Annotated in this window: 27 protein-coding genes and 1 pseudogene; 17 read left to right on the plus strand and 11 right to left on the minus strand. The window is 68.8% G+C overall.

The genetic code is table 11. The features are described from left to right. Window positions 1–18: 18 nt before the first annotated feature. From trxB to ABEA39_RS10545, 3 genes are all read right to left on the minus strand, one after another. Window positions 19–1,005 (minus strand): thioredoxin-disulfide reductase, encoded by a 987-nt coding sequence (gene trxB / locus ABEA39_RS10535; protein WP_345375812.1) that lies wholly within the window; start codon window positions 1,003–1,005, stop codon window positions 19–21. Window positions 1,006–1,123: 118 nt separating this feature from the next. Further along, entirely contained in the window at window positions 1,124–2,830 is a 1,707-nt protein-coding gene (gene murJ, locus ABEA39_RS10540) for a murein biosynthesis integral membrane protein MurJ (RefSeq protein ID WP_345375813.1), read from the minus strand. After that, window positions 2,827–5,142: a DUF6049 family protein gene (locus ABEA39_RS10545; RefSeq protein ID WP_345375814.1), complete on the minus strand. Its 2,316-nt coding sequence runs from the start codon at window positions 5,140–5,142 to the stop codon at window positions 2,827–2,829. Before ABEA39_RS10545 ends, murJ begins: the two co-directional genes overlap by 4 nt. Before the next feature lie 151 nt (window positions 5,143–5,293). On the opposite strand from ABEA39_RS10545, the gene ABEA39_RS10550 reads away from it, so the two are divergent. The 8 genes and pseudogenes from ABEA39_RS10550 (at window position 5,294) to ABEA39_RS10585 (ending at window position 12,230) form a co-directional block, all read left to right on the plus strand. Beyond that, window positions 5,294–6,763 (plus strand): CCA tRNA nucleotidyltransferase, encoded by a 1,470-nt coding sequence (locus ABEA39_RS10550; protein WP_345375920.1) that lies wholly within the window; start codon window positions 5,294–5,296, stop codon window positions 6,761–6,763. A gap of 110 nt (window positions 6,764–6,873) precedes the next feature. Beyond that, a pseudogene (gene rpsF, locus ABEA39_RS10555) lies at window positions 6,874–7,236 on the plus strand (30S ribosomal protein S6); the annotation flags it as partial. A gap of 138 nt (window positions 7,237–7,374) precedes the next feature. Continuing rightward, window positions 7,375–7,944: a single-stranded DNA-binding protein gene (locus tag ABEA39_RS10560; protein WP_345375815.1), complete on the plus strand. Its 570-nt coding sequence runs from the start codon at window positions 7,375–7,377 to the stop codon at window positions 7,942–7,944. Window positions 7,945–7,984: 40 nt separating this feature from the next. After that, the gene (rpsR, locus tag ABEA39_RS10565) at window positions 7,985–8,245 is read left to right on the plus strand and encodes a 30S ribosomal protein S18 (RefSeq protein ID WP_055964231.1); all 261 of its coding nucleotides are present in this window, start codon (window positions 7,985–7,987) and stop codon (window positions 8,243–8,245) included. Window positions 8,246–8,259: 14 nt separating this feature from the next. Beyond that, window positions 8,260–8,712, plus strand: a complete 453-nt coding sequence (rplI, locus tag ABEA39_RS10570) for a 50S ribosomal protein L9 (protein WP_345375816.1) — start codon at window positions 8,260–8,262, stop codon at window positions 8,710–8,712. 567 nt (window positions 8,713–9,279) lie between these two features. Further along, window positions 9,280–10,686: a replicative DNA helicase gene (gene dnaB, locus ABEA39_RS10575; protein WP_425556954.1), complete on the plus strand. Its 1,407-nt coding sequence runs from the start codon at window positions 9,280–9,282 to the stop codon at window positions 10,684–10,686. Between the two features lie 93 nt (window positions 10,687–10,779). Next, on the plus strand, window positions 10,780–11,397 hold the full coding sequence (locus ABEA39_RS10580) for a TetR/AcrR family transcriptional regulator (protein WP_345375817.1): 618 nt from the start codon (window positions 10,780–10,782) through the stop codon (window positions 11,395–11,397). A gap of 68 nt (window positions 11,398–11,465) precedes the next feature. Further along, window positions 11,466–12,230 (plus strand): SDR family NAD(P)-dependent oxidoreductase, encoded by a 765-nt coding sequence (locus ABEA39_RS10585; RefSeq protein ID WP_345375818.1) that lies wholly within the window; start codon window positions 11,466–11,468, stop codon window positions 12,228–12,230. A gap of 12 nt (window positions 12,231–12,242) precedes the next feature. Here the strand turns inward: ABEA39_RS10585 and ABEA39_RS10590 are convergent, their stop codons facing one another. Beyond that, complete coding sequence (locus ABEA39_RS10590; RefSeq protein WP_345375819.1) at window positions 12,243–13,127, minus strand: LysR family transcriptional regulator; 885 nt, start codon at window positions 13,125–13,127, stop codon at window positions 12,243–12,245. A gap of 128 nt (window positions 13,128–13,255) precedes the next feature. On the opposite strand from ABEA39_RS10590, the gene ABEA39_RS10595 reads away from it, so the two are divergent. The 3 genes from ABEA39_RS10595 to ABEA39_RS10605 are packed head-to-tail and all read left to right on the plus strand — an operon-like array spanning window position 13,256 to window position 15,344. Beyond that, window positions 13,256–13,969, plus strand: a complete 714-nt coding sequence (locus ABEA39_RS10595) for an SDR family oxidoreductase (RefSeq protein WP_345375820.1) — start codon at window positions 13,256–13,258, stop codon at window positions 13,967–13,969. After that, a complete protein-coding gene (locus ABEA39_RS10600; RefSeq protein WP_345375821.1) occupies window positions 13,966–14,136 on the plus strand; it encodes a hypothetical protein in 171 nt (56 codons plus the stop codon). Before ABEA39_RS10595 ends, ABEA39_RS10600 begins: the two co-directional genes overlap by 4 nt. Next, window positions 14,133–15,344 (plus strand): MFS transporter, encoded by a 1,212-nt coding sequence (locus tag ABEA39_RS10605; protein ID WP_345375822.1) that lies wholly within the window; start codon window positions 14,133–14,135, stop codon window positions 15,342–15,344. The genes ABEA39_RS10600 and ABEA39_RS10605 overlap by 4 nt, the downstream gene beginning before the upstream one ends. Before the next feature lie 22 nt (window positions 15,345–15,366). Here the strand turns inward: ABEA39_RS10605 and ABEA39_RS10610 are convergent, their stop codons facing one another. The 3 genes from ABEA39_RS10610 to ABEA39_RS10620 all read right to left on the minus strand — a co-directional run bounded on the left by ABEA39_RS10610 (window position 15,367) and on the right by ABEA39_RS10620 (window position 16,981). After that, the gene (locus tag ABEA39_RS10610) at window positions 15,367–15,984 is read right to left on the minus strand and encodes a TetR/AcrR family transcriptional regulator (protein WP_345375823.1); all 618 of its coding nucleotides are present in this window, start codon (window positions 15,982–15,984) and stop codon (window positions 15,367–15,369) included. A gap of 37 nt (window positions 15,985–16,021) precedes the next feature. Continuing rightward, window positions 16,022–16,507 (minus strand): nuclear transport factor 2 family protein, encoded by a 486-nt coding sequence (locus tag ABEA39_RS10615; protein WP_345375824.1) that lies wholly within the window; start codon window positions 16,505–16,507, stop codon window positions 16,022–16,024. Window positions 16,508–16,633: 126 nt separating this feature from the next. Beyond that, entirely contained in the window at window positions 16,634–16,981 is a 348-nt protein-coding gene (locus ABEA39_RS10620) for a hypothetical protein (RefSeq protein WP_345375825.1), read from the minus strand. Between the two features lie 176 nt (window positions 16,982–17,157). On the opposite strand from ABEA39_RS10620, the gene ABEA39_RS10625 reads away from it, so the two are divergent. Both ABEA39_RS10625 and ABEA39_RS10630 read left to right on the plus strand, forming a co-directional pair. After that, on the plus strand, window positions 17,158–17,769 hold the full coding sequence (locus ABEA39_RS10625) for a hypothetical protein (protein ID WP_345375826.1): 612 nt from the start codon (window positions 17,158–17,160) through the stop codon (window positions 17,767–17,769). Continuing rightward, window positions 17,769–18,005, plus strand: coding sequence for a helix-turn-helix domain-containing protein (locus ABEA39_RS10630; RefSeq protein WP_345375827.1), 237 nt, complete (start codon window positions 17,769–17,771; stop codon window positions 18,003–18,005). The genes ABEA39_RS10625 and ABEA39_RS10630 overlap by 1 nt, the downstream gene beginning before the upstream one ends. 67 nt (window positions 18,006–18,072) lie before the next feature. Here ABEA39_RS10630 and ABEA39_RS10635 read toward each other — a convergent pair whose 3' ends face one another. Continuing rightward, window positions 18,073–19,092, minus strand: a complete 1,020-nt coding sequence (locus ABEA39_RS10635; RefSeq protein WP_345375828.1) for an LLM class flavin-dependent oxidoreductase — start codon at window positions 19,090–19,092, stop codon at window positions 18,073–18,075. 164 nt (window positions 19,093–19,256) lie between these two features. Between ABEA39_RS10635 and ABEA39_RS10640 the strand changes: the two genes are divergently transcribed. Continuing rightward, the gene (locus ABEA39_RS10640) at window positions 19,257–20,459 is read left to right on the plus strand and encodes an MFS transporter (protein WP_345375829.1); all 1,203 of its coding nucleotides are present in this window, start codon (window positions 19,257–19,259) and stop codon (window positions 20,457–20,459) included. Window positions 20,460–21,080: 621 nt separating this feature from the next. Here ABEA39_RS10640 and ABEA39_RS10645 read toward each other — a convergent pair. Then, complete coding sequence (locus tag ABEA39_RS10645) at window positions 21,081–21,659, minus strand: TetR/AcrR family transcriptional regulator (RefSeq protein WP_345375830.1); 579 nt, start codon at window positions 21,657–21,659, stop codon at window positions 21,081–21,083. Between the two features lie 93 nt (window positions 21,660–21,752). Here ABEA39_RS10645 and ABEA39_RS10650 point away from each other — a divergent pair, with 93 nt between their 5' ends. After that, the gene (locus ABEA39_RS10650; RefSeq protein WP_345375831.1) at window positions 21,753–22,805 is read left to right on the plus strand and encodes an aldo/keto reductase; all 1,053 of its coding nucleotides are present in this window, start codon (window positions 21,753–21,755) and stop codon (window positions 22,803–22,805) included. A 151-nt stretch (window positions 22,806–22,956) separates the two neighbouring features. Here the strand turns inward: ABEA39_RS10650 and ABEA39_RS10655 are convergent, their stop codons facing one another. Then, on the minus strand, window positions 22,957–23,604 hold the full coding sequence (locus ABEA39_RS10655) for a LysE family translocator (protein WP_345375832.1): 648 nt from the start codon (window positions 23,602–23,604) through the stop codon (window positions 22,957–22,959). Between the two features lie 122 nt (window positions 23,605–23,726). Between ABEA39_RS10655 and ABEA39_RS10660 the strand changes: the two genes are divergently transcribed. Then, on the plus strand, window positions 23,727–24,023 hold the full coding sequence (locus ABEA39_RS10660) for a hypothetical protein (protein ID WP_345375833.1): 297 nt from the start codon (window positions 23,727–23,729) through the stop codon (window positions 24,021–24,023). Window positions 24,024–24,425: 402 nt separating this feature from the next. Further along, on the plus strand, window positions 24,426–24,815 hold the full coding sequence (locus ABEA39_RS10665) for a cupin domain-containing protein (RefSeq protein WP_345375834.1): 390 nt from the start codon (window positions 24,426–24,428) through the stop codon (window positions 24,813–24,815). A gap of 278 nt (window positions 24,816–25,093) precedes the next feature. On the opposite strand, the gene ABEA39_RS10670 is transcribed toward ABEA39_RS10665, so the two are convergent. Further along, on the minus strand, window positions 25,094–25,393 hold the full coding sequence (locus tag ABEA39_RS10670; RefSeq protein WP_345375835.1) for a hypothetical protein: 300 nt from the start codon (window positions 25,391–25,393) through the stop codon (window positions 25,094–25,096). Window positions 25,394–25,441 lie beyond the last annotated feature (48 nt).

Genomic DNA, 25,441 nt, shown 5'->3' on the forward strand with positions numbered 1-25,441 from the left:
GCGTGGGGGATGCGAGGCCTAGCGGGCCGAGGCGGTGACCGGCTCGGCGGGCTCGGCGCCCAGTGCCTGGTCGAGTAATTCTTTGTCGAGACCGGCGAGGTAGTGCTCGGCGTCGAGGGCGGCCACAGTGCCTGATCCGGCAGCCGTGATGGCCTGGCGGTAGGTCACGTCGATGACGTCGCCCGCGGCGAAGACACCGGGGAGGTTCGTCTTGGAGGAGCGCCCCTCGACCGCGACCGTGCCGTCGGTGGTCAGGTCGAGCTGCCCGTGGACGAGGTGGACACGAGGGTCGTTGCCGATCGCGATGAACAGGCCCTCGAGGTCGAGGTGCGACTCGGTGCCGTCGACGGTGTCGGTCAGCGTGACGCCGGCCGCCTTCTCGTCGCCGGTGATCGCGGTTACCGTCTTGTTCCAGAGGAACTCGATCTTCTCGTTAGCGAACGCGCGGTCCTGCATGATCTTCGAGGCACGGAGGCTGTCGCCGCGGTGGATGACGTAGACCTTGGTGGCGAAGCGGGTGAGGAACGTCGCCTCCTCCATAGCGGAGTCGCCGCCCCCGACGACCGCGATCTCCTTCTGCTTGAAGAAGAAGCCGTCGCAGGTCGCGCACCACGAGACGCCGCGGCCCGAGAGGCGCTCCTCGTCGTCGAGACCGAGCTTGCGGTAAGCGGAGCCCGTCGCGTAGATGACCGTGAGAGCCTCTTCGACGGCACCGGAGCCGAGGGTGACCTTCTTCACGTCGCCGTGGAGGTCGACGGAGACGACGTCGTCGAGAAGAACCTCGGCACCGAACTTCTCGGCCTGTTCCTGCATCTTGAACATGAGCTCGGGGCCCTGGAGACCCTCGGGGAAACCGGGGAAGTTCTCGATCTCGGTCGTCTTCATGAGCTCACCGCCCGCTTCGACGGAACTCGCGACGACGAGGGGCTTGAGACCCGCACGACCGGCGTAGATCGCAGCGGTGTAACCGGCAGGGCCGGAACCGATGATGATGACCTGGCGCATGTGGCACCTTTCTCGAGACGAGGCCCGGAACCGTGCGGTTCGAGACCCTGGTGACTGGGAGGTTGTCTCACTCACCAGCCGATTCAACACATCCTAACCGCGGGGTATTCCACGGGGTTCAGCGCCTGCGCAGGCGGCGGAAGACAGGTCGCGTGATGGCCGACAACTCGGGGATGCGCGCCGCGGTCAAGAGGAGGAAGTACACGCCGGCCATCACGATTCCGGCGACGAGCATCGTGACCAGTGCTCGGAAAGCCGACGATTGCCCGAAACCACCGGAGTGATAACCACCCAGTCCGGTTACGACGAAAACACCGATGACACCCGCCACGACGGAGAACACCAGGTACTGCACGTGCCGGCGCAGCACCCACCGCCCGTCCATCCCCCCGAGGCGTCGGCTGACCATTCTCAAGGCCACGACGGTCTGCGCGCTGCCGGCCACCGACGTTGACACCGCCACGCCCACGGCGATGTGCTCGGGAGAGAGGAACAGCGAGCACAGGAGCACGGCGACCACGAAGATCACCGACTGGATCAGTTGGAGGAAGAAGACGGTCCGCTGCTCGTGGAAGGCGAAGAACACCCGCTGCAGGAGGAACAGCATGCTGAAGAGGATCAGCCCCGGCATGTACGCGAGGATCACCGCAGCCATCGCCGACACGTCGCGGAAGGTGACCTCGTAGAAACGCGCGAACGGATAGGCGAGCACCGAGATGGCGACCGCGGCGAAGACGATGAACATGCCGATCGAACGGATCGACTCGGAGAGGTTGTCACGCACCGCGCGGAGATCGCCCCGCTCGGCGTGCCCGGTCATGCTGGTGAAGTAGGCCGTCGCGATCGACACCGTCACGATGCCGTGCGGCAGGAAGAAGATCAGCCAGGCAGCGCCGAGGGTGGCGTTCGAGGCACCTACGTCGGTGCCGATGGAGGCGACACGGCTCTGCACGATACCGGCGAGCTGGGTGACGAGGATGAGGCCGAACATCCACGCGGCCGCTCGCCCCGTCGCGCCGAGACCGACACCGCGCCACCGGAAGTCGGGCTTGAAGGTGAGGCCGGCGCGCTTCCAGAAGAAGAGGAGGAACACGGCCTGCGCGGCGACTCCGAGCGTCGCGGTACCCGCGAGGACGAGCGTGCGCCCGGGGGTCCAGTCGTCGACGAGCGTGTTGCGCGAGCCGAACACCACGATGAACACCACGAGGCCGAGGATGCTCACCACGTTGTTGAGCACGGGGGCCCACGTGAACGGACCGAACACCTGCCTGGCGTTCAGCACTTCGCTGAGCAGCGAGTACACCGCGTAGAAGAAGATCTGAGGGAGGCACCAGTAGGCGAAGGCCGTGGCCAGGGCGATGGCCCGAGGCGAGAATCCGGCGCCGCCGTGACTCGACGACGAGGCGTAGACGTTCACCAGGATCGGAGCGGCGAGAGTGCCGATCAGCGTCACGATCGCGAAGACCGCCAACCCCAGGGTGACGATCTTGTTGATGTATCTCTGCCCGCCGTCGGGGCCTCGCCCGGCGCGGACGATCTGGGGCACCAGCACGGCGCTGAGCAGACCGCCGGCGACTAGCGCGTAGATATTGTTCGGCAGCTGGTTCGAGAGCGCGAAGGCGTCGGCCACACCGCTGGCCGTCTGGCCGATGGCGTAGGCGAGGACGGCGGTCTTGGCGAAGCCGAGCACGCGGGAGACGACGGTGCCGAAGGCGAGCAGAGCACTGGCTCGGCCCAGGCCGCGCGCGCCGGCTGCGGCCGGGGCGGAGGCCTCGGCGGCTGCGGGGTCCTCGCCGGGCAACGACCCCTCGGCCGCCGTGGTCACGGGGAGTCCTCGGTGCTGGCGCCCGACGTGCTCGAGCCCGACGCCGTGCCGGCAGCCGCCTCGGCGCGTGCCCGCCGACGCTTGCGCAAGCTGCGGTAGATGCCGCCACCGAACAGCAGGACGACAGCGGCGGCGAAGAGCGCCGTGATGAGCGTCTCCCAGCCGGCCTGGACGTTGATGGCCACGATCGACGGGGCCGAGATCGGGACCCCGGTGCCGCTGGTGAGCGAGAAAGTCAGATCGACCTTGCCGTTGGCCACGGACTGCACCGGCACGGTGACGCGCTGCTGCGAGTTGGGCTGCAGAGTGACCGTGAGGTTGTTCTTCTCGACGCTCAAGTAGTAGTTCGACGGGACGACGCGGAGCACGACGACCGCGGTGGACGCGGTGTCGTTCGCGACCTGAACCGGCAGCGACGAGCGATCGCCCAGGATGTTGATCGACGAGCCCTCGATGATGCGGACCTGCTGCGTCGTCTTGGTGACGGAGCCGCCCAGTTTGGCGACCTCGGCCCGGAGCGCGGTCACGTCGTTCTGCCACGAGGTCGAGGCGAGGGCGAGCATCCTCACCCTCTCGGTCGCGGTGACCAGCTCGGGCTGCTTCAGCGCCGAAGAGAATTGCAGCAGGGCGGCGTCGGAGGCGACCAGCGGTTGCAGGGCGGCGATGCGCGTCGACGAGGCCTTCTTGGCGACGAGGGTGCCGGCCGTCGGAGTCGCGGCGAGCGTGTCGCCCAGGCGCGACGGAGTCGACCACGAGAGGGCGTCGAGGGCGGTGAGGGTCTCTTCGAGACGTGACCCGTCGGTGGCCCAGCCCCGACCGATCGTCGCCAGCAGAGTGCGCGCGTCGCTCGGCCGCTCGTGCGTCAGCGTCGCCATCTCGGCGGAGAGGGTGGCCATGTCGGACTGCCATTGGGCGTCCGTGCCGGCGGCGATCGTGGTGCGGAGGAGGGAGGAGATCTCGTCGTCGGTCACGAGTGCGTCGTGGCCCGCGACGGTCGCATGGGCGTTCTCGGTCGTGCTGCCGGTCGAGACGTTGTCGCTCGAGAGGATGGTCGTGCTGAAGCCGCTCGTGGTGAAGGTGTCGAGGTCGTCGGCCGCGACGGTCGATTCGAGCGGCCAGGCGATGCCGCGAGCGGTGTACGGGAACGCAAGGAGCGACTCGGTCGTCGGCACGCTGCTGGTCGGCGGGATCGCGGGATCCGTCGCGGTCGGTTCGGTGGCGGGCTCGGTGTGCTCGGGGTCGGCCGTGGTGGTCGGGGTGGCCTGCGCCGTCGCACCCGGCATGACGTACGAGTCGGGGAAGGCCTTGGCCTGGGCGGCGATCTGCGCGGTGAAGTCGATGGGCGCGGGGATGCTCGCGGCCCCGGCCTGGCGCAGGGCCGAGAGGTCGGCATCGCCGTACGCCAACGGGAACGACTCGTTCGGCGCGGTGACCAGGCTGTTCAGCCAGACGATCGCGGTCGGGGGTGCCGCGTTGCCGAGGAGTCGGATGGACGCAAGGATCATCGGATCGATGCCGATGGCCACCGGCTTGCCGCGGACCGCCTTCAGCTCTTGCGTGAGGACTCCGGTGGCCGACGTGTAGGCGGCGAGGGCGTCGCTCGAGATGACACCGCTCGTCGACGACGGGACGGTCAGGGGGACGGCCACGGTGAGCTTCGTCGCCTCGAAGCTGTCAGACGGGTTGTAGACGATGCTCGAGTGCTCTTCGGCGACGGCGGCCTTGCCGCTGCTGTAGCGGACGCCGAATGCCTTGGCGCCCCAGTCCTGGCCGGACAGGCCGAGCGTGGCCCACGGCACCGTCACGGTGACCTGCGCCGAGCTCGTGCCCGCCGGGATCGCATCGATCGAGGCGCTGGTCAGGAATCCGCCGAGAGTGTCAGTGGTCGTCGAGTCGGACCGGCCGCGCCAGGAGTCGAGCTGCGAGCGACTGGAGAAGGTGGTGCGATCGAGGTAGAGGCGGAGCGTGCCGGCGTCGAGGGCGTCGTCGGTGCCGTTGTGGACCGTGACGACGACGGTGAGGTCGCTCGAGGCGGCGACCACTCCGTCGTTCTGCGGGGACACCTGCACGGTGACGGCGTCGGCCGCGGGTGTGGACGAGGGAGTCGCCGTCGTGACGGCCACGGGCTCGGCGGTCGCGGACGTCGCGCCCGCTGCGGACGTCGCACCCGTCGCACCCGCCACGACAGCGGCCGAAGAGGCAGCAGCCGAAGAGACCGCAGCCGGAGCAGCCGTCGCCGAAGCACCCGGCAGGCCCACGGCGAGAGCCACGGCGGCCAGGACGGCGGCGGCGAAGACGGAAGGAGTTCTCATGAGTCGGTGCACCCGGGGTCGTCGGACGGCCCGGAGCATTGCGAGTCTAGGGAATGCCGCCAGGGAACCCTGAGCGCAAACGCCCTTCCCCGGTATCTGTGGACGACATCGTGACCTGTGGAGAAGAGCCGGTGTGGCAGTCTTGTCCGTCATGGACACCGCAGCCGCAGCCGTCGAGCGGCTCGACCGACTGGCCGCCACCCCCCGCGTCGCGAAGCTCGCCCTCGCCTTCCAGAAGGCCGGGCACGAGCTCGCGCTGGTCGGCGGCCCGGTGCGCGACGCTTTCCTCGGTCGACCGGTGAACGACCTCGATTTCACGACCAGCGCATCCCCCGATCAGATCCTCGAGATCGTCGTGCCGATCGCCGAGGCGCACTGGGAGGTCGGTCGGGCCTTCGGCACCATCGCCGCTCGGGTGGACGGCGAGACGGTCGAGATCACCACCTACCGCAGCGACGTCTACGACGGCGAGACCCGCAAGCCCGAGGTCGAGTTCGGGGACACCCTCGAGGGCGACCTGATCCGGCGCGATTTCACCGTCAACTCGATGGCGCTGAGGCTTCCCGAGAAGGTGCTGGTCGACCCGTCGGGCGGGGTGGAAGACCTGCTGGCGGGCATCCTCGCGACCCCCGGCTCGGCCGAGGACTCGTTCCGCGACGATCCGTTGCGGATGATGCGAGCCGCCCGGTTCACGTCGCAGCTCGGGTTCCAGGTCTCGGCAGACGTGCAGACGGCGATGACCGAGAGGGCCTCGACGCTCGAGATCGTGAGCGTCGAGCGCGTGACCGACGAGTTGTCGAAGCTGCTGAAGACGGACGACCCCGTTCCGGGCATCCGCCTGCTCGTGGCGACCGGCATCGCCGAGCTGGTGCTGCCCGAGCTGCCGGCGATGATCCTCGAGGCCGACGAGCACCACCACCACAAAGACGTCTACGAGCACAGCCTCACGGTGCTGACGCAGGCGATCGGCTATGAGAAGGAGCGTCACCCCGGCACTCCCCCCGACCTGACTCTGCGCATCGCGTCGCTGCTGCACGACATCGGCAAGCCGACGACTCGTCGCTTGGAACCGGGTGGGGTGGTTACCTTCCATCACCACGACCTGGTCGGCGCGAAGATGGCGAAGCGCCGGCTGAAAGAGCTGCGCTTCGACAACGACACGATCGCGGCGGTGTACCGGCTGATCGAGCTGCACCTCCGCTTCTTCGGCTACACGGAGGGCGGCTGGACCGACTCGGCAGTGCGCCGCTACGTCCGCGACGCCGGCGACCAGCTCGAGCGGCTGCACATGCTGACCCGCGCCGACGTCACGACCCGCAACCGCCGCAAGGCCGACCACCTCGCCTTCGCGTACGACGACCTCGAAGACCGCATCGCCGTTCTGCGCGAGCAGGAGGAGCTGGACTCGCTGCGGCCCGACCTCGACGGCGACGCGATCCAGCGCATCCTCGGCATCAAGCCCTCTCGCGAGGTCGGAGAGGCGTACCGCTATCTGCTCGAGCTGCGCACGGAGGAGGGCCCGCTCGGTGAAGACGAGGCGACCAACCGCCTGAAAGCCTGGTGGGATGCACGGCACCAGCAACCCGGCGCTGGTGGCGAGCCCGCCGACCCTGTAGCCTAGGAAGGTTGCTCGGCGTCTGCCACGATTCCTCGTGTCTGCCGGCAACGATGCCACTACCCTCCTGTCGCAGAAATACTGCGACCGTTAAGTCCGAAGGAGGTGGGTTAGACATGCATCAGTACGAATTGATGGTGATCCTTGACCCCGAGATCGACGAGCGCACTGTCGCTCCGAGCTTGGACAAGTTCCTCAACGTCATCCGCAACGACGGTGGATCGATCGACAACGTCGACATCTGGGGCCGTCGTCGCCTCGCCTACGAGATCAACAAGAAGAGCGAAGGCATCTACGCCGTCGTGAACCTGACCGCGAACTCGTCGGCCACCGACGAGCTCGACCGTCAGCTCGGTCTCTCCGAAGCCGTTCTCCGCACCAAGGTGCTGCGCGCCGAAGAGGGCATCGAGATGGTCGCCAAGGCCAAGAAGCTCGCCGACGAGAAGGCCGCCCGCAAGGCTGCCGCTCCGGCCAAGGCTCCTGCCGCCGGCACCTCGCCCGCTGCTCCGGCTGCTGCCGTCGCCGCTGCTTCGGCTCCGGCCGCTGCCGCTCCGGCTGCCCCCGCCGCGCCTGCTGCCAAGGCTCCCGCCGCTCCCTCCAAGAGCGCCGAGTAGCTCATGGCCGGCGAAACCGTCATCACCGTCGTGGGCAACCTGACCAGCGACCCCGAGCTGCGCTACACGCAGAACGGGCTCGCGGTCGCGAACTTCACGATCGCGTCGACCCCCCGCACGTTCGACCGCGCGTCGAACGAGTGGAAGGACGGCGAGGCGCTCTTCCTGCGTGCCAGTGTGTGGCGCGAGTTCGCCGAGCACGTCGCCGCCTCGCTGACGAAGGGCTCCCGCGTCATGGCGCAGGGTCGCCTGAAGCAGCGCTCGTACGAGACCAAAGAGGGCGAGAAGCGCACCTCGATGGAGCTCGAGATCGACGAGATCGGCCCTTCGCTCCGTTACGCCACTGCTCAGGTGACCCGCGCATCCTCGTCTCGCGACGGCGGAGCCGCTGGGTCGTTCGGCGGCGGTGCGCCCAGTCGTCCGCCTGTCGGCGGCGGCAATGGGGGCAACGGCGGCGGACAACCGGCCGAAGAGCCCTGGGGTCAGCCCGCCACGACCGGTGGAAACACCTCGTCGGGCGACGTCTGGAACACCCCCGGCGGCGGCACCTACAACGACGAAACCCCCTTCTGAGTTTCGCTTCACTCTTCTTAATTACTGAAAGCAGAAAACAATGGCTGGAAAGAGCAGCGGCGACCGCCGCAAGCCCCTCCGCGGAAAGGGCGGCAAGAACGCCGCTCCCGCGAAGGCGATCCGCGTCGGCGTCATCGACTACAAAGACGTCGCGACCCTTCGCAAGTTCATCTCCGAGCGTGGAAAGATCCGTGCTCGTCGCATCACCGGCGTCTCCGTCCAGGAGCAGCGCCTCATCGCCCGTGCCGTGAAGAACGCCCGTGAAATGGCGCTCCTCCCCTACGCCGGCTCCGGCCGCTGATCGGGAGTAGCAAAATGTCCAAGGTAATCCTCATCCACGAGGTCTCCGGCCTCGGTTCCGCCGGCGACGTCATCGACGTCAAGAACGGCTACGCCCGCAACTACCTCATCCCCCAGGGATTCGGCGTCGCCTGGACCCGCGGTGGCGAGAAGCAGGTCGAGCAGATCCGTGCGGCTCGTGCCACCCGCGAGCTCAAGACGATCGAAGAGGCGCGCGACATGAAGGCCCGCCTCGAGGCCGTCAAGATCACGCTGCCCGTCAAGACCGGTACGGGCGGGCGCCTCTTCGGCTCCGTCAAGCCGGCCGACGTGGCCGCTGCCGTCACCGCACAGGGCGTCGGCACGATCGACAAGCGCAAGGTCGAGATCCCGACCGCGATCAAGCTGACGGGCGAGCACGAGGCGACCGTTCGCCTTCGTGAAGACGTCATCGCGACGATCACGCTCTCGGTGGTCGCTGCCAAGTAGCACCCCCTCCAGTAGCGGCAGGCCTTCGGGTCTGCCGCTACTCGTGTTTAAGGTGTCCGCATGTCGAATTGCGAGCGTGGGATGCACGCCCCCGGGCTTCGGGCCGGGCGCGTCCCCCGGGGTCCAGCCGTGTCCCCCTCGGTGCTGGAACTACCGCCATGGGGGACACGATGTCAAGTCCACTGTGCACAGGGTGTCGCTGGCACACTCAACCTTCAACCCTCGATTTAGACAACTTTCCCCACAGAGGGTGTGGAAACGAAAAAGCCTGGTCACAAGCACCTAGACGGCCGAAAATACTTTCTTGTCCACAGGGTTGTCCACAGTCATCCCCAGTTTTCCCCGGCGTTTCTCCCAAGTTCTCCACACCTCCGTCCACAGGCCCGTTTGGTCGCATGGGGGTCAAGTCCCTAGGGTGTGACAGCGCGCTTCAGGGAGCGCGAAACGGCCCTTTTCGAGGGCGGCGTCGACGATCGGTCGGCGTGATCTGCTGTGTCCTTCGACAGGGGTGTCGGAGGGTGGCGGTAGAACGTTCTCATCACTCGAATGCTCATCCCGGAGGCCCCCTTGTCGATTGCCCATCTCGGTCTCGCGACCACCGACGGTTCGGGTGCCAAGGGCACGTACGACGGCGGGCAGGGCTACGACAACTCCGGCTACGACCGCCGCACTCCCCCGCACGACCTGCTGGCCGAGCAGAGCGCGATCGGCGGCATGCTGCTGAGCAAAGACGCCACGGCCGACGTGCTCGAGACGGTGCGTCCCACCGACTTCTACCTGCCGAAGCACGAGGTCATCTTCAACGCGATCCTCGGCCTGTACTCGCACGGCGAGCCGACCGACGTCATCGCGGTCACCGACGAGCTGACCAAGGCGGGCGAGCTCACCCGCGCCGGCGGCGCCGAGTACCTGCACACGCTGACCGGTCTCGTGCCGACCGCGGCCAACGCCGGCTACTACGCGTCCATCGTCGCCGAGAAGGCCGTCCTGCGCCGCCTCGTGGAGGCCGGCACGCGCATCGTGCAGATGGGCTACGCCAGCGAGGGCGAGGTCATTGACCTCGTCAACAACGCGCAGGCCGAGGTCTACAACGTCGCCGGCGGCGTCCAGACCGAGGACTACGTGCCGCTCACCGACGCGGTCACGGTCGCCATCGACGAGATCGAGGCCGCCAAGGGTCGCGACGGGCAGATGACGGGTGTGCCGACCGGCTTCGCCCAGCTTGACGCCCTCACCAACGGTCTCCACCCCGGTCAGCTCATCATCGTCGCGGCTCGCCCCGCGCTCGGTAAGTCGACGCTGGCCCTCGACCTGTGCCGCGCCGCCTCGATCAAGTACAACCAGCCCTCCGTCTTCTTCTCGCTCGAGATGGGCCGCTCCGAGATCGCGATGCGCCTGCTCTCGGCCGAGTCGAGCGTGCCGCTGCAGAACATGCGCAAGGGCACCGTCGACGCCCGCGACTGGACCACCATCGCGCAGACCCGTGGCCGCATCAATGACGCCCCGTTCTACATCGACGACTCCCCCAACATGACCCTGGTCGAGATCCGCGCCAAGTGCCGCCGGCTCAAGCAGCAGGTCGGCCTCAAGCTCGTCGTCATCGACTACCTGCAGCTGATGACCTCGGGCAAGAAGGTCGAGAGCCGCCAGCAGGAGGTCTCCGAGTTCTCGCGTGCCCTCAAGCTCATGGCCAAAGAGCTTCAGGTGCCGGTCATCGCCCTCTCGCAGCTCAACCGTGGCCCCGAGCAGCGCGCCGACAAGAAGCCCGCCATCTCCGACCTCCGCGAGTCCGGCTCCCTCGAGCAGGACGCCGACATGGTCATCCTCCTCCACCGCGAGTCCGCCTACGAGAAGGACAACCCCCGTCAGGGCGAGGCCGACTTCATCGTGGCCAAGCACCGCAACGGCCCCACCGACACCATCACCGTCGCTTTCCACGGCATGTTCTCGCGGTTCGTGGACATGCCTGTCTAGCCAGCGAGGTGTCGGGCCTTGCCTCTCGAGCGTTCGCTTCTTGGCGATTTGACAGACCGCATGGTCGGTTTTATTGTGGGGGAGGAGGACGACATGACCGGTAGCACATCGAAAGGCGAGGCGACTCGCGCCGAGATCGTTCGTGCCGCGGCCGGCGTGTTCGCCGCGAAGGGGTACGCCGCCACACGAATGGACGACGTGTTCCGGGCGGCCGGGCTGTCGAAAGGTGCGGTCTACTTCCACTTCACCTCGAAGGCCGACCTGGCGCGGGCCGTGGTCGCTGAGCAGAAGCAGCGCTGGCTGGCGCTCACCACCGAAGCGATCGCCGGCGGAGCGACGGCCACCGAGCAGCTGGCCTCGATGGGCGAGCTGCTGCTGAAGCTCATGTCGAGCGACTCGTCGGCCTGGAATGTCGTCAAGCTCAGCGCTCAGCTCGCGGCCGAGAACGACGAGGTCGCGCGAACCGTGGCAGCGGAGAACGATCCGCTGCGCGACTGGGTCTCGGTCGTTTCCGGCGTCATTGCTCGGGGCCAGTCCGACGGCGAGTTCACCGGATCGGCCACCGCCGACGACCTCGCGGCTCTCGTGGTCGGCTCGTTCGACGGGCTCAAGACCGTCAGCGACGCCCTCGACCCGGCCGACAGTAGAGCCTTCGCACGACGAGGGGCGCTACTGGTGGCGAGTATGCGCTCGATGCTCGTCGCCCCCTGAGCTCGCCCCGTGCATCCCCCGCTCATTTTTGCCCATAAAACAAACCATCTATGCTGTTTGGAGAAATCATGACCACCACCCTAATCACCGGAGCCTCGTCGGGAATCGGTGCAGAATTCGCTGCTCGCCTCGCCGCCCGCAAGCACGACCTCGTGCTGGTGGCGCGAAGCCGGGACAAGCTCGCCGCGCTCGCCGCACGCCTGCGGCAGTCCCACGGGGTCGTCGTCGAGGTGATCGCTCTCGACCTCGCGTCACCCACCGCTGCAGCAGAGTTGCACGCCGAGACCGACAGGCGAGGTCTTCAGATCGACTGGCTGATCAACAACGCCGGCTTCGGAATCCACGGCGTCTTCGGCGAGACCGACCTCGCGCGGCTCGCCAGCCAGGTGCAGCTCAACTGCGGAACCCTGGTCGATCTCACCGGCGCCTATCTGCCCGCGATGCGCAGGCGCGGCTCGGGTGCCGTGATCAACGTGGCCTCGACCGCGTCGTTCCAGCCGATTCCTCGCATGGCGGTCTACGGAGCGACGAAGGCGTTCGTGCTCTCGTTCACCGAGGCGCTGTGGGGGGAGAACCGCACGACGGGCGTGCGGGTGCTCGCCGTGTGCCCGGGGGCGACCGAGACGGGGTTCTTCGAAGTGGCGGGCGAGGCGGCGGCGGCAGGAGCGAAGCGGAGCCCGGCCCAGGTCGTGACGACCGCGCTGACTGCACTCGATCGCAATCGGCCGAGCGTGGTCGACGGGTTCGGCAACGCTTTCGTCTCTCGACTGCTCACGCGGCTGGTGCCGAAGCGCGCCCTGATCGGCATCGCTGGTCGCGCCGTCGCGGCCTGACGTCGGCGCGGCTCAGCCCGCGAGGGCGTTCTCGGTCTGGGCGATCGCCGCGGCGATGAAGCGGTCTCTGACGGGATCGGGGTCGCCGTCGCGCCAGAGCAGGCACACCCTGCTCGGCGAGAAGCCGGCGGACGGGACGACAGTCACGTCCGGTCGTCGGTAGGCCGCCGTCGTCGAACGCGGCAGAATGATGAATCCTCTGCCCGCCGCCACCAGTTCGAGCTTCTCCTCCACGGTGTCGGCGGCCGGCCCGCCTGCGGCGTCTCTGCGGCGCGACGCGGAGGCCTCCGCGAGCCACTCCGGCGCGACGGCGGTGTCTTGCAGAAGCAGTTCGTCGCGGAGGTCGGCCGGCGTAAGGCTGCTTCGTGTCGCGAGAGGGTGCCCGCTGGGGAGGACGATGTCACGCGGCTCTTGGACGAGCTCTCGGACGACGAGACCCGGAACGCCGGTGAGATCGCGTGCGTAGGCGACGTCGACGGCGCCGGATCGAACGGATTCCACCTGGTTGTTCCAGCCGAGTCGGATCACGTTCACCCGGCATCCGGGGACGGCGTCTTGGAAGTCGGAGATCGCACGAGTGGCGAGCAGCCCGGGCATGACTCCGACGAGCAGCTCGAGGTCCGAGTGCTGAAAACGCGCCAGACGCCTGCGGATCAGAGACGCGTCGTCGAGCACGATTCGGGCGTCGACGAGAAGCTGCGCGCCGGCGTCGGTCAGGGTCGTGCCGTGGGAGTCGCGGACCAGGAGGGCGATCTGCAGGTCGTCCTCGAGGGCTCGGATCTGTCGGGAGAGGACGGGCTGGGCGATGTGGAGGCGATCGGCGGCTCTGCCGAAGTTGAGTTCTTCGGCGACCGCGACGAAATAGCGGAGCTTGCGCAGGTCCAGGTCGGCGGGCATGTGTTCCATCCTCGCGGTCGTCGCTGGTGATGTCCATGGGGTATCGCCACGGACGGAATGAGTCTTGGACAGGCGGCGGCGCTCTGACGAGGCTTGAACTCGTCAACCGCTGAAAGGAACCCCACCCCATGTCACTCTCAGAATCGCGCGTCCTCCTCGTCGGAGGTACCTCTGGCCTCGGCCTCGCCACCGCGAAAGCGCTCGAATCCCACGGCGCGGTGCCGATCGTCGCGAGCCGCAACCCCGAAAGCGTCCGCCGTGCCCTCGAAGGGCTGACGTATGCCGAGGGCTTCACCGTCGACCCGACCGACGAGGAGAGCCTCGCGGACCTCGTCGGGCGCGTCGGCGACATCGACCACCTCGTCTACACGGCCGGCGAACCCCTCGCGCTCGTGCCGCTCACGGACCTCACTTCGGAGAGGATCGCCACGTTCCTCCAGACCCGCCTCCTGGGTGCGGTCGCGACCGTCCGCGCTTTCGCCCCGCATGTTCGTCCCGGCGGTTCCATCACGCTCGTCACCGGCACGGCGGCGGAACGGCCTGGTGCGGGCTGGGCTCTCGGGGCGATCGTCTGCGGGGCCGTCGTCTCGCTGACTCGGCAGCTCGCCATCGAGCTGGCTCCGATCCGGGTGAACGCCGTCATGCCCGGTGTGACTCGCAGCCCCCTCTGGTCGGGCTTCGGCGAGGCCGAGCAGCACGCGATGTTCGAGTCGATGAGTGGGCTCCCGCTGGGTCGGGCCGGCGAGGTCGACGATGTCGCGCGCGCGTTCGTGTACGCCATGGAGCAGGAGTACGCGACCGGCACGATCCTCACTGTCGACGGCGGGTCGCTGCTCGTATGACCGGGCGACGCATCCTCCTCGCCGCGGGTATCGCCAGACGGTGGCGACACCCGGCACCCACGCATCCCGCCGTCTCCGATCCGGAGTTCCAGGACGCCCTCCTCGACCGCTGTGCGCGATTCACCGGCGTCACCCTGCCCACCCTCACCCCGAAGGGGACCTCATGACCACCACGACACCTCCCGTCGCCACAACGGCTGCGCTGCCCCGCGGCATCGTCCTGCTCCTCTCCATCGCGACCGGCGCAATCGCGGCGAACCTCTACTACGCGCAGTCCCTCCTCGACGTGATCGGACGGAACCTGCACGCCCCGGGCAGGGCCGGCGTCCTCGTGACCGGGTCTCAGATCGGGTTCGCGCTCGGCTTGATCCTCATCCTGCCTGCCGCCGATCGCTTCGAGCGCCGCCGACTTCTGACGCTCCTGCTCGGAATCGACATCGTCGCGCTCGTCGGCGTCGCAGCATCGCCGAGCCTCGGCATCGCCCTCGCGGCTTTCGCCGTCGTCGGCGCCGCGAACGTCGCCGCGCAACTCCTGGTCCCCGCCGCAGCCAACCTGGCCTCCGACGCCGAGCGCGGAAAGGTCGTCGGGACGGTCATCTCCGGCCTGCTCGTCGGCGTCCTCGTGTCTCGGACCGTCTCGGGCGTGCTCGGGCAACTGATCGGATGGCGTGCCGTGTTCCTCATCGCAGCGGGTCTGACCCTCGTGGTCCTCCTCGTCCTGCGCCGGATCCTGCCTCCGCAGCCGGGCACGTCGACCGCGCACTACGGCTCCCTCCTCCTGTCGGGCCCGCGCCTGCTCAGGCAGTACCGCACCCTGCGGCTCCGCGCGATCTTCGGCGGCCTCGGTTTCGCGGCGTTCAGCGCCTTCTGGGCGACGGTGTCGCTGCATCTGGGCGGGGCCCCGTTCCATCTCGACTCGAGCCTGATCGGTCTCATCGCCCTGCTGGGCGCGGCCGGAGCGATCGTCGCCAACCTGACGGGGCGGATCCGGAACCCGGAGAAGTCCCGCCACACGCTCCTGGCCATCCTGGTCACGGCCGCGGCCTTCGCACTCCTGTGGGCGGGCGCGAACTCCGTCGCCGCGCTCCTGGTCGGCTTGATCGTGCTCGACATGGGAGTGCAGGGGATCCATGTCCTGAGCCAACGGCAGATCTACGAACTGGACGCGGCCGCCCGGAGTCGGATCAACAGCGTCTACATGACGTTCTACTTCGTCGGCGGCGCCGTCGGTTCCGCCGCCGCCACGACCGCCTGGAGCCTCGTCGGATGGACCGGGGTGTGCGTCGTGGGCTTGGTGATCGCCGCCGCTGCCTTCGTCCTCTGGGCGGTCTCGACACCCCGAACCAGGCGACTGCAGAGAGCCGAAACGCTGTAGCCGCCCGGGCGGAGGAGTCGGACTACCGTTCGGTCGACGGCGACGGGCTCTCTCGGATGATGTCCTCGAGTTCACGACTTCGAAGCGGGCGTGACTTCACCTCGGCCGTCAGGTTCGTGAAGCCGGCCAGCAGGAACGCCGTGTGGCGCTTCCAGGCGATGCTGTCGTCCACCCCGGCCACGTCGATCACGCCCGCGATGGACCACAGGGCGATCGCGACGTCCTCGGGAGTCAGGTCGGGACGCACGGTGCCGGCGTCGATCGCCGCCGTCACGAGACGGGTCTGCGACAGCCGCGACGCCGCCACCAGCTCCGTCGTGGCGGGAGAACTCCAGATGCGTGACAGCGTCCCGCGGTTCGCCTGGAGAACCCGGCCCACCTCGTCGAAGTAGCCGAACAGGCCGCGCCCGACGGGATCCCGTTCGTGGTGCTGCGCGATCGCGATGACCTCGCCGAGGAGGCGTCGGACGAGTTCGAGGACGAGCGCCTCCTTGTTCTCGAAGCGTCGGTAGATCGTTCCGAGACCGACGCCGGCGTTCTCGGCGACCACCTCGATGCTCACCTGGAGTCCGTCGCGAGCGAAGGTGGACCTGGCCGCATCGATGATGCGTTCCAGGTTCGCCTCCGCGTCCGCTCTCATCCGTCGAGGCGGCGACCCCGCCCCGGCGTCCGGCGAATCAGGCAACGAGCGCGGCCACATCGGCCAGGAACGTCGGGTTGCCGGTGGAGTGGGTCGGCCGGAGGCGCACGGACGTGATCTTCCATCCATCCGGCTGCCGGTGCAGGTGGTGGGTGCCCTTGCCGAAGATCGTCCAGGTGTTGATGTCCGGACCATCACCGAGGGCGGGATGCACGTGCAGAGCCTGCTCATAGAACGTCACCACGGCGTCGTCTCCGTCGATCGAAGCGACGACGCTGCTGATCATGTGCTGCGTCACCGCCACCGGGCCGATCGTGGCCGCCGCGGAATCGCGCAGGTCGTCGCGGCTGATGCGACCACCTGCCGGGCCGTCGTCGGACGCGGTGTCGTTGACACCGCCGAAGTCCACTTCGACCATCTCGGCGTGCAGGTCGCGGTAGGCGTCGAAGTCCTTCGCGTCGGGCGCGGTGAACGACGACAGGACGACCTGGGTCACTGCGACGACATCTTCATTCGTGGTCATGAATCTCTCCTAAACGGGAACTGATTTCCGCTTATGACTATAAGGAAATCATTTTCCGGTTGCAAGCGCGGTCGATGGTGCGGCGATCGGCCAGGCCCGAGCCGTGACCGTCGTCGGCGAGTCGCGTCAGTAGAAGAGACCATCCTGATTTGTCGTGAAGTCCACCACGGTCCAGGCGACGACGACGAAGCCTGCTCCCCCGGCGGCGAGTGCCGCGACAAGCCATCGCGTGGCGAGGTCGGTTCCCCACGGCGCGAGCGCCACGGTGAAGAGGACGACCGTCGTCGCGGCCGCAGTCGCGAATGCCACGACGATCAGGTTGGTCGGCGTCAGGGATTCGAGCACGCATCCGGTCAGGCCGCAGACGGCGAACGACGAGACGGCCCGTGCCACGTAAACCACGATGAAGCAGAGGGGAACCACCCAGGCGAGATTGAGGAACCTCACTCCCCGGCGTCGAGCGTCATTCGACATCGGACCCCCTTCGCTTGGGATTCTGCCGAGCCACGAGGTCCGGTCACCACCCCCACTTGTGGAGCTCGATGGCGGTCAGGCTCGATGGGCTCCGGGCAGTCACCCGTTCTGGGGACTGGCGGCGAGTTATCGATCATCGTTGTCTTAACGGCAATCGATAACCCGAGGAGCCCGCCATGCCGACCCGATCATCCACCCCTGCTGTCCGAGTGCTTCTGATCGCCATCGGCCTCGTCACGCTCGTCTGGGCGCTCGGCGTGGTCGTCTTCGGGACGGTCGACCTGATCACGCAGCTCGCGGCCCACACGATCCGCCCCACCATGTACTGGGCCACCGACCAGTACCGGTTCACGGACGATGGCGACGGGCGCAGCGGAGTGAAGATCTCCGGAGACGGGGGAGGCGTCACCACAGCGGTGACGGGGGTCTCGACCGGGACCATCGGCATCTACGCGGCGGCGACCATCGTGCGGCTCCTCATCGAACTGGCTCTCGGGGGCCTTGCGGTGACCCTGATCCAGCGGTTCCGATCGGGGCGCCCCTTCGTCGGTGCTGCCTGGCGCCTCGTTGCAGCGACCAGCGTTGCCGTCCTGGCACTCGGCATCGTCAGCCAACTGCTCGCCTGGTGGAGCCGCCTCGCCATCATCGCCGACGCGGGAGGGACCACGTTCTCGAAGGCGTTCGTCTTCGACCCGTTGACGGTGACGATCGGCTTGACCCTCGCCCTCGTCGCGATCGCCTTCCGCGTCGGCGAGCGGCTCCAGCACGAGACCGAAGGACTGATCTGATGGCGTCGGCGGACACCACGGACGACGGCGGCCTGATCCACTGCCGCCTCGACGAACTCCTCGAGGAACGGGGGATCACGCTCACTCGGCTGAGCGAGCTGGTCGGCCTCAGCTTGGTCAACCTCTCGGTTCTGAAGAACGATCGCGCCCGAGCGATCCGCTTCTCCACCCTCTCCGCCATCTGCGCGGCCCTCGACTGCGAGGTCGGCGACCTCCTCGTCACGGTCAGAACCTGACTGTGGACATGGACTCACGTCTAGATCCAGGTACCCGCGACTCGGATTCAGCCACCGCTGCTGAGAGCTACGCGACGGGCGCCCAACCGAGCTCGGGGCCGAGGTGCTCGGCCAGGTCGGTGAGGATCTGCGCGTAGTCGTCGGGCTCGAACGAGAAGGGCAGGGCGAAGGCGACCTCGTCGACGGCCTGGTACGCGGCGTCGGCGTGCAGGGCGTCGGCGATCTCGGCGGAGGTTCCGACGAGATCGGCTGCGAACAGCATTTTTCCCGGACCCTGGGGGATGCCGACGCGACCGACCCGCGATTCGGCGTAGGCCTCGTAGCGGGCTCGCTGCTCGGGAGTCGCCGAGTCGGTCGGCACGACGACGAGGCCCTGCGAGACGCGGGCGGACGCGCCGTCCGGGTGGGCGTCGCGGTACGCGTCGATCTGGGCGCGCTGATTCGTGGCGAAGTCGGTGCCGTCATCGGCGCGGGTCACGCTCGAGGCGAGCAGGCGGAACCCGTTCTCGCCCGCCCACACCGCCGAACGCGTGCTGCCGACACCGCACCAGAGCCGGTCGGCGAGGCCGGGGCTGTGGGGCTGGACGATGCCGCTGAACTCCTCGATGCCGCGTCGACCCGGCGACTCGCTCACGACGTCGCCCCGCACCAGGTTGCGGAGGCGGAGGAGGCGGTCGTAGCCCATGTCCTCCTGGTCCGCGGTGTCGGGGTAGATCGCGTCGCGGTAGAGGTCGAAGTTCATCGGGGTTCCCGCCGAGAAGCCGGGGTTGAGTCGGCCGCCGAGCAGCACGTCGACGGTGCCGAGGTCTTCGGCGAGACGGAACGGGTTCTCGGCGCCGATCGGAGTGACGGCGGTGCCGAGCTCGATGCGGCTCGTCCGTTGCGATGCCGCCGCCAGGATCGCGACGGGCGACGAGATGCCGGGCTGCAGGTGCCGGTGGCGCAGCCAGGCGCTGTCGAAGCCGAGCTGTTCGCCGCGCTCGATCACGCGCAGGGTGTCCTCGAGGCCGGCGGCCGGGGCCGCGGGGTCGAACGACCCGATCGTGAGGAAACCGAGGCGCTTGAGCGGGGAACCGTGGACGGGCATGCCTCAAGTCTGGCAGGGAGAGCCCGCCACGATCATGACGACACCGATGACGACGAACCCGGCCGCTACCCACGACTACGCTGCACACCGTGAACGTTCACGGCCCTCGAGCCCCCTCAGTCGTCGGCTCGGCCGGAAGCGTTTCCTCCTGGCGGAATGCGGTCATGGTGCTCTTCGCTCTGGGCGGCATCGCTCTCGCGACCTGGGGGCCGCGTTTGCTGAGCATCCGGGACTCGTTGCACATCGGGGACGGCCTCGTCGGCATCGCTCTGGCCGGCGTGACGATCGGGTCGATCACCGGCGTGGCGGTGTCGTCGCACGCTCTGACGCATCTGGGCCCGAAGGCGGCGATCGGATGCGCGGCTGTCCTCATCGCCGTAGGAATCGCCATCATAGGCACCGGCGCGGGATTGGCTGCATCGGTGCCTGCCACCGTCGTCGGATTCATCGTCGTCGGCTTCGGTGTCGGAGGCTTCGACGTCATGATCAACGTCCAAGGGGCTCAGGTCGAGAAGGCGGCCGGGAAGACCTTGATGCCCCTCCTCCACGCAGCCTGGTCCGCGGGAGCCGTCGTCGGATCCGGGATCGGCGCCGGCGCCGCGGCCCTGGGCATCGACTTCGTGTGGCAGTTCCTCGCAGAAGCCGCGCTCATCGCCGTCGTGGCCTTCGGCGCCATCCGCTTCCTGCGCGCCCCTGACGAGGTCGCTGCATCGGACGGTCCTTCGACCGAAGGCGCGTGGTGGGTGCGCCTGGGGCAGTCGGTCCGGCGACTGCTCGACCCGCGTCTCCTCCTGATCGGCCTCGTCATGCTCGGCGTGGAACTCGGCGAGGGAACCGCGAACAGTTGGCTGTCCCTCTCGGCGAGTGACGGGCACCACCAGACGGAGACGGTCGCGGCTCTGTTCTTCACCGTGTTCGCGATCTCCGAGACGGCCGCCCGCGTGGCGGGTGGTCCTGTCGTGGATCGCATCGGCCGCGTCGCGACGGTCCGAGCGACGACGGCCATCGGCGTCCTGGGCCTGGTGCTCTTCATCCTCGGCGGCCCTGTCTGGCTGGTCCTGATCGGAGTGGTGCTGTGGGCGGTGGGCGTCTCCATGGGATTCCCCCTCGGAATGTCCGCGGCAGCCGACAGCGGAGCGAACGGGGCCGCCCGAGTCAGTGCCGTCGCCTCGATCGGCTACCTCGCCAACCTGGCCGGCCCGCCCATCATCGGCAGCCTGTCGGAGGCGGTCGGCCTTCTGGGGTCGTTCTGGCTGGTCGCCGTGCTCCTGGCAGTGGCCTTCCTGGTCGCCGGCTCTCTCGGCACCCGCCCCCGGGCGACCCTTCGTCCGCCCAGCCAGGACGACCTGCGGTCGGCACGAGGCTGACCTCCTTCACGTCGACACAGGGCGGCGGGGTGTGGAACGCGGGCGTGCATCCCACGCTGCAGGGTTCGTCTCGGGGTGGGGGAGGGTCTGCTCCGCGAGGGGCTCTCGACAGACCCGTCGCGACACGGTCGCGCTCGAGGCCGCTCTCGATTCGGCGGTCGACCACTTGCGCTCGCTGTCGGCAGGAGTCGTGGTCTGAGCGGGTCCCGCGCTGACACGTGCACCCCTGGAGCCGCCGTCGACCCCTCGTCGACGGGGGGTCGCCGAGCGTAACGGGGGTGCGGCTCCGCGGGTGCGGGGTGCGGGTGCGGGGGAGGCGGGTGCGGGTGGCGCACTCGCCGATGATGAGAGAGGCCGGGCAGCGCCGCCGACCTCCGGGTCGGGCACTGATGCGAGGGGTGGCGGCAGGATCGGGGCCGACTTAGGATCGGGACGACCAAGGGGGAAGCACATGACGACATCGAACCGCCCACTGCCCATTCGAATGGCATTCGTCGTTCTGCGTGCCATCGGCCACCTGGCCGTCGTGGCCGCCCAAGTTCTGGGTGGGACGAATGGCGCCCGTTCCTTTGACCAGCCTGCCCGACCGAAGCCGCCGGAGTACCGCCCGTAGCCTGGCTGCTAGCGCAAGCCGTCCAGGAACACGTCGACCAGGTCGTGGGTGAACGCGACGTCCTCGTCGGGAACGGGGTGGCACAGGAGGGCGACGGCCGTGATCACGTGCTTGGCGCTGAGCTCGGAGCTGATGGCGCCGGCCCGGCGGGCCGCCTCCAGGAGGGTCTCGAGGGCCGGCTCGAGGTGCTCGCGCACATGGGGGCCGACCTCGAGGAGCGCGGGATCGTCGGAGTTCAGCGCGGCGGCGAAGCCCCGCTTGGTCGCGACGAGGTCGGTGTAGAGCCGGACCCAGGCCTTCAGCGCATCACCGGGAGAACTATCGGCGGCGATCGTCCGAGCGGCGTCGGCGCAGGCGTCGATCTCGCTCGCCATGACGGCTGCAACGAGGTCGGATCGCTTCGGAAAATGCCGGTACATCGTGCCGATGCCGACGCCCGCACGGTCGGCGATCTCCTGACCCGGAGCATCGACGCCGGACTCGGCGAAGACAGCCTTGGCTGCGTCGAGCACGGCGTCGAGGTTGCGCTGCGCGTCGGCTCGGAGGCGGCGGGGAGCCGCCGATGCGGTCTCGGACTCTGCGCTCATCCCGGTCCTTTGCTTGCGTAATCGGAGGATGCCTCCATATAGTTACGGAGGCACCCTCCGGTTGATGTCGAGTCTACGACGATCGACGGTGGGATGCGCATCCCACCGTCCCTCGGATCGGAGATCCCCCTCATGCAGTACCGCACCCTCGGCCGCACCGGCATCAAGGTCAGCCCCTACGCGCTCGGCGCCCTCAACTTCGCCACCCAGTTCGGCAATGCCGAGGCGGATTCCGCGCGCATCATCCACAAGGCCCTCGACGCGGGCATCAACCTCGTCGACACCGCCGACTCGTACGGCGATTCCGAGGAGGTGGTCGGTCGCGCCCTCAAGGGCCGCCGCGACGACGTCGTCCTCACCAGCAAGTTCGGCCTCGGCGCCGACGAGCACCACCGTGGTGCCTCTCGCCGCTGGATCACGACGGCGATCGAGAACTCCCTCCGCCGCCTCCAGACGGACCACATCGACGTCTTCCAGCTGCAGCGGCCCGACCCCGAGACCGACATCGAAGAGACGCTCTCCGCCCTGAGCGACCTCGTGCACGTGGGCAAGATCCGTTCGTTCGGCACCTCGATGCTGCCGGCGTCCGACATCGTGAACGCCCACTGGGTGTCCGAGCGCCGCGGCCTCGAGCGTCTCCGCACCGAGCAACCGCCGTACTCGATCCTGAACCGGAGCGTGGAGCGCGAGATCTTCCCCGTCGCCGAGCAGTTCGGCATGGGCATCCTCGTCTGGGGCCCTCTCGGACAGGGAATGCTGACCGGTCGAGTCCGCCGTGGCCAGACCACCGACCTCAACCGCGCGAAGTACTTCACGACGTTCACCGACGAGCGCCGCATCGATGCAGTCGAGGAGCTCGTCACGCTCTCGGAGGAGGCGGGGATCACGATGCCGCACCTCGCGATGGCGTTCGCCATCTCGCATCCCGCGGTCACCAGCGCTCTTCTCGGTGCGCGCACCGAAGCGCAGCTCGACGATCTGCTGGCCGGGGTCGACACGGTGCTGTCGGACGACGTGCTCGACCGGATCGATCAGATCGTGGCGCCGGGAACGGACATCGGCACGCTCGATCAGGCGTACGTGCCGGCCGCCATCGCGCAGGTCGGTCTGCGGCGTCGCCCGGTCGGGCAGCGGGGCGCGGCCTGATCGGGTGTTGGGGCGCTGCCTGATCGGCCCGCGGGGCGCGGCCTGATCGGGCGGCGCAGCGCGGCCTGATCGGCCGACCTGCTGGCGGCTGGATGCGTCGGACCCCGTCGTCGGCGAGGGGGCGTGAAGTCGTCGCGTCCGGCGCCGCTCATCAGACTCGGGCGCGCTGCGGGATCTCGCGGGCGAGGGTCAGCGCGACGAGCCCGAGGAGGGTGCCGGTGACGCGGCGCTGTGCGCGAGCCCAGCGCGGTCGTTCGGCGAGGAAGCGGGCGATGGAGCCGGCGCTGATGACGATGACGGCGTTGACGGTGAGGCTGACAGCGATCTGGACGGCCCCGAGAGTGAACCCCTGCGCGGTCGTGTGGCCTCGAGATGGGTCGATGAACTGGGGGATGAGCGCCAGGTACATGATCGCGGCCTTGGGGTTGAGCAGATTCGTGACGAGGCCCATGCGGAACAGTTTGGCTGCGGAGTCGCGGCGCAGTTCGCGCGTCTCGAAGAGGCCGTGGCCGCCGGGGCGGAGGGTCTGGAACGCCAGCCAGGCGAGGTAGACGACCCCGGCCGTCTTCAGGCCGATGTACAGCCAGGGAACCACGACGAAGACCGCGGCGAGGCCGACGTTGGCCATGGTCATGAACACGAGGAACCCGACGCCGGTGCCGATCAGCGAGACCAGTCCGGCCATCCGCCCCTGGCCGATGCTGCGGGAGACGAGGTACATCATGTTGGGGCCGGGGGTGAGGACCATGCCGAGGGCGGTCAAGGCCATCCCTCCGGCTGCGGCGGCTGAGACGTCCATGGGGCTCAGCCTGGCGAACCCGGGCGGCGGGCGCGAGGGCCAATCCGAGGGCGGTGGCTGGGGTGGGGTGTTCCGCGGTCGCGTCGTTCGTCGGGTGAACGCGCGACCGCTAGCGTTGCGGCATGACACGCCGCCGCACCTTTCTCACGTGGATCGTCGTCGCCGCGATCGTCTTCGTGGCGGCCGTCGTGGTCTGCGGGATCGCGACGGCGGCGGCCAGTCCGTACATGCCGGTCTTTCCCTCGTTCGGAGCGGAGGGGGGCTCCGTCGTCAGTACCAAAGAGCAGTACGACGCGATCGTCTTCCCCGCGCGAGTGGGCCGGGCGGCCGCCGGCGTCGCCCTCGCTTCGGTCATCACTGCCGTCGCGATCGCCGTCCGGTGGCGTTCGAAGCCGCGACGATCCGACGCCGCGGCCTGAGGGCGGCGAGTCCGGGGGAGGCACGGGGCAGGAGTGTCGGACCGTCTCGCCTCTGATGGCGCCGGGTCCTGGAGGGCGCGCGAGCATGCTCAAGTCGGGGTCCACTGCGCTGGTGTTCGCAGCGTCATCGCTGGACGGGGTGCTGCGGTGAATCGTTCTCGTTGCGCCGCGACCGGGCATGCGGCCCGCGGCCACGTGCACCCCTGGAGCCGCGGGGAACCCCGGTCAACCGAGGGTCGCGACGGGTGGCGAGGGTGCGGGTCCGCGGGAGCGGGGTGCAGTTGCGCGGGGCGGGGGTGCGGGTGCTTCCGGGGCAGGGGGAGTGGGGGCGTGCATCCCACCCTCTCTCGGCTTCGCGGGCGGGGGATCAGCGCGCTGCAGGCGCACTCGTAGGCTGGCGGAATGGAGCTTCTCGAACCGACGCGCATCCGCCACGAGCTGTCGCTGGTCACGCAGCACTGGACGCCGCGGGTCGTGGGGCGGGTCAACGACCAATACGTGAAGGTCGCCAAGCTGCTGGGCGAGCTGGTGTGGCATGCGCACGACGGCGAGGATGAGATGTTCGTCGTGGTCTACGGCAGTCTTCGGATCCAGCTCGAGGGTGAGCGCGAGGTCGAGCTCGGCGCCGGGGAGTTCTTCGTCGTGCCGAAGGGGGTGCAGCACAACCCGGTCGCGAACGAGGAGGTGGGCATCGTGCTGATCGAGACGGTGACCACCGCGCACACGGGCGACGTGATCGTCGAGGGCACCGTGCCGATCGAGGAGCAGCTCGGGTCGGCCGGGCGCGAGTAGGGGGGCTGCTGCGTCTGGCGGTTTCGCCGGCCTCCCCGGCCTCGCTGGCCTCCCCTGCCTCGCTGGCCTCGCCGGCCTCGCCTGCCTCGCCGGAGGGCAGCTGCACCCCCGAAACCGCCATTGACCCCTGGTCGACGGGGGATCGCGACGAGGCGATGGGGTGCGCGTTCGCGGGAGCGGGGTGCGGGTGCGCTCGCAGCAGCGGGCGGCGGGCAGCGGGCGGCAGGCGCCGGGCAGCGGTCAGCCGCCGTCAGCCGTCAGCCGTCAGCGGGCGGCAGTCACCGGGCCCGAGCTGCAGCGCGCCGACGACCGATCAGCAGGCCGAGCCAGAACGCGAGGAGGACGAGGCCGGCCACGAGGAAGAAGCCGCCCAGGAGGCCGAACGATGCGGCCCGGGTGGGAGCGAACGAGCTGCCGCTGTCCGCGAAATCGATGTACCAGTCCAGCGGCGCCGGGTGGAGAGCCGCCCACACGCGGGCGGCGGCACCGGCGGCGAGCAGCACGACTCCGACGATCAGCGCGGACAGCTCGACGGGGCGCAGCCGGGTGCGCAGGCGAGGCAGGTCTTCGAAGGGCACGGGACAAGAGTGGCACGCGGCTCAGGTGCACGGCGAGGGGGAGGTGGG

It is taken from the genome of Frondihabitans cladoniiphilus (assembly GCF_039544345.1).
GTDB classification, from domain to species: domain Bacteria; phylum Actinomycetota; class Actinomycetes; order Actinomycetales; family Microbacteriaceae; genus Frondihabitans; species Frondihabitans cladoniiphilus.